Origin of the sequence: Thalassospira sp. UBA1131 (genome assembly GCF_002311515.1) — a bacterium.
In the GTDB taxonomy this organism is placed as follows: Bacteria; Pseudomonadota; Alphaproteobacteria; order Rhodospirillales; family Thalassospiraceae; genus Thalassospira.
This window is the reverse complement of the sequence record NZ_DCAO01000068.1, coordinates 12,565-19,052: the sequence shown is the minus strand read 5'-3', so window position 1 is coordinate 19,052 and position 6,488 is coordinate 12,565. Positions and strand designations below refer to the sequence as shown.

5 protein-coding genes and 1 pseudogene are annotated in these 6,488 nt (G+C 56.3%); all 6 read right to left on the bottom strand.

Annotated elements, in window-relative coordinates; genetic code table 11:
* Positions 1-1,172 (bottom strand): ribonuclease J (locus B3Z49_RS10885; protein ID WP_296990772.1); only part of this gene is annotated, 1,172 nt, incomplete at its 3' end.
* Positions 1,173-1,245: 73 nt separating this feature from the next.
* Positions 1,246-2,040: a type III pantothenate kinase gene (locus tag B3Z49_RS10880; RefSeq protein ID WP_008891217.1), complete on the bottom strand. Its 795-nt coding sequence runs from the start codon at positions 2,038-2,040 to the stop codon at positions 1,246-1,248.
* Between the two features lie 43 nt (positions 2,041-2,083).
* Positions 2,084-2,842, bottom strand: coding sequence for a biotin--[acetyl-CoA-carboxylase] ligase (locus B3Z49_RS10875; RefSeq protein ID WP_296990769.1), 759 nt, complete (start codon positions 2,840-2,842; stop codon positions 2,084-2,086).
* A 2-nt stretch (positions 2,843-2,844) separates the two neighbouring features.
* Positions 2,845-4,284 carry an NADH-quinone oxidoreductase subunit NuoN gene (gene nuoN, locus B3Z49_RS10870; RefSeq protein ID WP_296990767.1) on the bottom strand — a complete coding sequence of 480 codons (1,440 nt, stop codon included), beginning with the start codon at positions 4,282-4,284 and terminating at the stop codon, positions 2,845-2,847.
* Positions 4,285-4,295: 11 nt separating this feature from the next.
* Positions 4,296-5,813: an NADH-quinone oxidoreductase subunit M gene (locus B3Z49_RS10865; protein ID WP_008891220.1), complete on the bottom strand. Its 1,518-nt coding sequence runs from the start codon at positions 5,811-5,813 to the stop codon at positions 4,296-4,298.
* A gap of 6 nt (positions 5,814-5,819) precedes the next feature.
* A pseudogene (locus B3Z49_RS10860) lies at positions 5,820-6,488 on the bottom strand (NADH-quinone oxidoreductase subunit L); the annotation flags it as partial.

The following is a 6,488-nucleotide window of genomic DNA, read 5'->3' as shown; positions in this document are numbered from 1 at the left end:
ACCGGGACCAGGATTTTCGGACGGGTCAGCTGATACATGCGCGTCAGGTCTTCGCGGCCGGGATGACCCGATACGTGGATCGGTTCATCACGCGCGGTGATGACTTTGACGCCACGGCGGATCAGCAGGTTCTGGATATAGCCAATCGACTTTTCATTGCCCGGAATTTCACGCGCCGAGAACACAACTGTATCACCCGGATCGAGTTGGACGGTGGGATGATCACCCTTGGCAATGCGCGACAATGCGGCACGCGGTTCGCCCTGTGACCCGGTGCAAAGCAAAAGAACCTGATCCTTGGGCACTTCCATCGCGTCTTCGTCGGTCAGAAGGTTCGGATAGCCTTTAAGATAACCGACTTCGCGCGCGGCCTCTGTCACGCGATTAAGCGACCGGCCAGCAAGCCCGACACAGCGGCCGTTTTCATGGGCGGCTTCGATCACCGACTGCACACGGGCAACGTTGGTGGCAAAGCAGGCAACGGCAATGCGCCCCTGCGGATGTTCGGCGAACAGTTTGGACAGGTTCTTGGCAACGTCGCCTTCGGAGCCTGTTTTGCCCTCCGAGAACACATTGGTCGAATCACAGACCAGTGCCATGACGCCTTCATCGCCCAGTGCTTCGAGCTTTTTGACATCCGATGCCTCGCCAATCTGGGGATCGGGATCGAACTTCCAGTCGCCGGTATGGACAATCAGGCCTTTAGGCGTGCGGATCGCAAGGGCGTTGGGCTCCAGGATCGAGTGCGTCATGGTGACGAATTCGATATCAAAGCAACCAAGCTGGAACCGCCCGCCCAGTTCGATCACATGGATCGGCACCTGGTCGGCAAAATCGGTTTCGGACAGCTTGGCCTTAAGGAATTCCGCGGCAAACGGGGTCGCGTAAATCGGGCATTTCAAGCGCGGCCACAGATACGGCACCGCGCCCAAGTGATCTTCGTGCGCGTGGGTCAGGACCAAGCCAAGCAGCTTGTCCTTGCGTTCCTCGATAAAGGTCGGGTCGGGCATGACCACATCGACGCCCGGCAGGCCTTCCTCGCCGAACGAAACCCCCATATCGACCATCAACCATTGATCGTCATAGCCATAAAGGTTCAGGTTCATGCCAATTTCGCCGGAACCTCCGAGCGGCACGAACAAAACGTCATCTTTTGGCAAATACAAATCCACGGAAGCTATATCCTTTGTTTTCGGCGCATCAATTACATGCGGGATAATCGTTCCCCTTGCGTCACGCAAGTCTTTATCCTGTAGGGCGTTCGGTCTGCTGGCTGTTGCGACGATAGATCATCAACAAACCCAGCATGGTCAGATCACCATGCAGATATTCAATTTCATCAACCGCCTTGGTAAAGAGCGGTGCAAGCCCACCGGTTGCCACGACTTTCATCTGGTCGACATTTTGCTGTTGGCGAATACGCGCAAGCAACCCTTCGATCATCGAGACATAGCCCCAATAGACCCCTGACTGCATGGCTTCGACCGTGTTTTTGCCCACCACACTGCGCGGGGCTTCGATCGCGACCATCGGCAACTGGGCCGCGGCCATATGCAGGGCCTTGATCGACAGGTTGACACCCGGCGCAATCACACCGCCTAGGTAATCACCATTGCCGTCGACCACGTCAAAGGTCGTGGCCGTCCCGAAATCAAGCACCACCAGCGGCCCGCCAAACAGTTCATGGGCGGCAATCGCGTTGACAAGGCGGTCTGCACCCACCTCGCTTGGTCGATCCATGATGATTTTCATATCAAGATTGACCGCAGGATCGCCGACAACCATCGGTTCGACGTTGAAATAGCGGCGACACAGGGTCTTGAGGCTGAATTCCGCAGCCGGCACCACAGTGGCGATAATCGCCCCCGTAATCGCATCCTTGGGCACGCCAGACAGCGTGAAAAGATGGTGCAACCACACGCCCAACTCGTCCGCGGTGCGTTCGGTGGTGGTGGAACAGCGCCACTGGCCCTTGATGGTATCACCATCAAAAACGGCAAAGACGATGTTGGTGTTCCCGGCGTCAATCGCAAGCAACATGATGCTTACAAGCCTCCGCTACAAAGCAAGCTATTTCGTTATATCAGGCGGCAAAGAACACTTCGCCAGCCCCGATGCGGTGCTCAAAACCGCTGTCTTCTCTTAGGATAAGTTCGCCACCCTCATCAAGCCCGACGAAAGTTCCCTGAAGTTCGCGTTCGGTCAGGCGGGCGACAACCGGTTTGCCAATGCCATATCCGCGCGCCAGCCAGGCTTCGCGGATCGGTGCAAAACCGTCCTGTTCCCAGATCGGCAACCAGTGTGCAACGCGCGCAACATAGGTTGATATCAGATCCGTAACCGACACCGGGGAGCCCAACGCCGCCAACGAGGTTGCCGGGCGTTCGGCATCGTCGGGGAAAAAGGCGACATTCACCCCAGCCCCGATCACAAGATAATCGGTTGCTGATCGCTGATTGGACGCACTTTCAAGCAGGATACCGCAAATCTTGCGATCATTGACCATCAGGTCATTGGGCCATTTGCAATCCGGGCGCACCATACCGCCGGTGACGGTTTCAACCGCCTCGGCCATGGCAACAGCAATCAGGAAGGTCAGACGGGCGGCTTCGGCCAGTGAACAGGTCGGGCGCAGCAACAGCGACGAATACAGATTACCCACCGGTGACGACCAGGCACGGCCACGGCGGCCACGGCCAGACGTCTGGGTTCTGGCTATAACAAGGGCGCCACTTTGGGCGCCCTTGTCTGCGAGGCGCTTGGCCTCTTCATTCGTGCTGTCGACCGCTTCCAGTTCGTGAAGGGTGAAACCTTCGGGAAGACGGATCGTTCGCAATGCCATTCTTACATCCCAAACAGCGATGCCGCGGCAACAGCTGCGCTATCCATCAGCGGGTTCGGGAAGAAGACGAAGGCCAGGATGATGATCGTGGCAACCGCCATGATGACATTCATCTCGGTACCATTGCGATCAAAGCCTTCGACCGGCTCGTCGAAATACATGACCTTGATGATACGCAGGTAGTAATAGGCACTGACGACCGAGGTCACCAAACCGATAACTGCAAGCGTCACAAGGCCGGAATCAACGGCTGCCTTGAAGACATAGAACTTGCCAAAGAAGCCAGCCAGCGGCGGGATACCTGCCATCGAGAACATGAAGATCGCAGTGATCGCAGCCATCAGCGGCTTGGTTTTCGCAAGACCGGCAAGATCGGTGATTTCCTCGTTCATGCGGTCGTTACGACGCATGCACAGGATGACGGCAAAGGTGCCAAGGTTCATGACAAGGTAGATACCCAGATAAACCAGAACACCAGTGACACCTTCTTGCGTGCCTGCGGCCAGACCGACAAGCGCGAAACCAACGTGACCGATGGACGAATAGGCCATCAGACGTTTGATGTTTTCCTGACGGAGTGCGGCAAACGAACCAACCGCCATCGACAGGATGGAGATCAGGACAATGATCTGCTGCCAGTCTTCGACAGCACCGCCAAACGGACCAACGGCAACGCGGATGAACAGCGCCAGACCGGCAATCTTCGGGGCAACCGCAAAGAACGACGTGACCGGGGTCGGCGCACCTTCATAAACGTCCGGGGTCCACATGTGGAACGGAACGGCGGAAACCTTGAAGCACAGACCGGCAAAGATGAAGGCCAGACCAACCAGCGCACCCAGCGGCAGTTCACCACCGACAAGCGTATTGCCCAGAACGGCGAAGTTCGTGGTGCCGGTAAAGCCATAGACCATCGACATGCCATACAGCAGGATGCCAGAGGCGATCGAACCGAGGATGAAGTATTTCAGACCCGATTCCGTCGAACGCACGGTGTCACGGCGGATGGCCGCGACAACATAAAGTGCAAGCGACTGCAGTTCGAGGCCGAGATACAGCGACAGCATATCGGTTGCCGATACCATCGCCATCATGCCAAGGGTGGCAAGAGAGATCAGGATCGGGAACTCGAAGCGTGCCATATTTTCACGCTCGGCAAAGTTCATAGCCATGATGATGCCGGTTGCAGAACCGATCAGGATCAGGACCTTGCAAAACTTGGCAAACGGATCAGCACTGAACTGACCAAAGAATGCCGAACCACCATCCCCCATCACCACCAGTGCGATGGTAATGACCTGGGCGGCAACTGCCAGCCAGGATACGGTGCGGAAGGATTTGTCCTTGCCAGCGAAAACCCCAAGCATCAACAGCGCCAAGGCAGAAACTGCCATAAACATTTCGGGCAGCGCGGCCCCGAGGTTGAGCATAGAAACTCCCATGTTCATTCCCCTCAATTCGCAGCCAGCTGGGCGGCTTGTGCCGCTGCAGCCTGGGCCGTTTCGACCTGGTTGACGAGGTTCTCAACCGAGACATGCATGATGTCGAGGAAGGAGACCGGATAGACCCCCATCCACAGAACGATGATCACCAGCGGTGCAAAGATAATCCATTCACGCGGGCTCAGATCGAGGATGGTTTTCAGGTTCTCTTTGGTGAGTGCCCCGAAAATAATACGGCGATAGAGGTACAGCGCATAGGCCGCACCAAGGATCAGACCGGTTGCCGCAAAGAAGGCGACCCAGGTGTTGGCTTCGAACGCACCCAGAAGTGCGAGGATTTCACCAACGAACCCACCCGTCCCCGGCAGACCAACCGATGCCATGGTGAAGAACATGAAGATCAGTGCGTAGCTCGGCATTCGGTGGACAAGACCACCATAGGCGTCGATTTCACGGGTATGGATACGGTCATAGACCACACCGACACACAGGAAGAGTGCACCGGAAACCACACCGTGGCTGAGCATCTGGAAGATCGAACCTTCGATACCATGCTGGTTAAAGGTGAATGCACCGATGGTAACAATCCCCATATGGGCGACCGACGAATATGCAATCAGCTTTTTCATGTCCTGCTGCGCAAGGGCGACCAGCGACGTATAGATGATAGCAACAATCGACAGCGTGAAGACGAGCGGTGCGAAGGTTTCAGACGCCAGCGGCATCATCGGCAGCGAGAAACGCAGGAAACCGTAACCACCCATTTTCAACAGCACGCCAGCCAGGATCACAGAACCAGCCGTCGGTGCTTCAACGTGGGCATCGGGCAGCCAGGTATGGACCGGCCACATCGGCACCTTAACGGCGAACGATGCGAAGAAGGCCAGCCACAGCCAGAGCTGCATATTATAATCAAAGCCGTATTCCATCAGGGTCGGGATATCGGTGGTGCCCGCTTCGAAATACATCGCAAGCAGTGCCACCAGCATCAGGACCGAACCAAGAAGGGTATAAAGGAACAGCTTGAATGCCGCATAGACGCGACGCTGACCACCCCAGACGCCGATGATAATGAACATCGGGATCAGGACGCCTTCGAAGAACAGATAGAACAGCAGACCGTCAAGGGCACTGAACATGCCGACCATCATCGTTTCAAGAACGAGGAAGGCGATCATGTATTCCTTCACGCGCTTCTGGATGGCTTCCCATGCCGACAGGATACAAATCGGCGTCAGGAAGGTCGCAAGCAGGACGAACAGAACGGAAATACCGTCAACGCCCATGTGATAGGAAATGTTCAGACCCGGCATCCAGTCCGCCTGCTCGACGAACTGGAAATCTGCGGTCGTTGCATCGAAGTTCACCCACAGCATCAAGGATACGAGGAATGTGAACCCCGAGGTCCAAAGCGCAACCCAACGGGAATTGCGGGCAACAGTCGCCTCTTCACCATTGATCAGCAGCAGCAGGGCTGCACCGACCAGCGGCAGGAAAGTGACGATCGAAAGAATTGGCCAATCACTCATCGCCCGTTAACCCATCTTCCAAATTGTGTAGGAGACCAGCGCTGCAATGCCGATCAGCATCGCAAATGCATAGTGATAGACGAAACCACTCTGAATGGCGCTGACGCGACGTGCGATGTTACGGCAAGCAGCTGCCACACCATCCGGACCGCAACCATCAATGATGGCACCATCCCCTGATTTCCAGAAGCCATAGCCCAAAGCAAAGGCCGGCTTGACGAAAATCTTGTCATAGAGCTCGTCGAAGTACCATTTGTTCAGCGCAAAGCGGTAAACACCGTTGAAGGTGTTGGCCAGCGTGCGCGGAAGCGACGGCACGAGCTTGTACATGACAATCGCAAGCGACAGACCGGTGATCATGGCAACAAACGGTGCCCATTTCACCCAACCCGGAACATGGTGTGCATTTTCCAGAGCGTTGTGGCCTTCGGCCATGAAGAGTGCGCCATTCCAGAAGGTCAGCATTTCTTCAAAGTCGCCGCCACCGAACCAGTCCTTGGCGAACCAGCCGGCAAAGACAGCACCGACGGTCAGGAACAGGAGCGGACCGGTCATGATCGCCGGGCTTTCATGCACGTGCGCCATGGTGCGTTCATCAGCGCGCGGTGCGCCGAAGAAGGTCAGGAAGATCAGACGCCAGCTGTAGAACGAGGTCATCAGAGCCGCAAGGATACC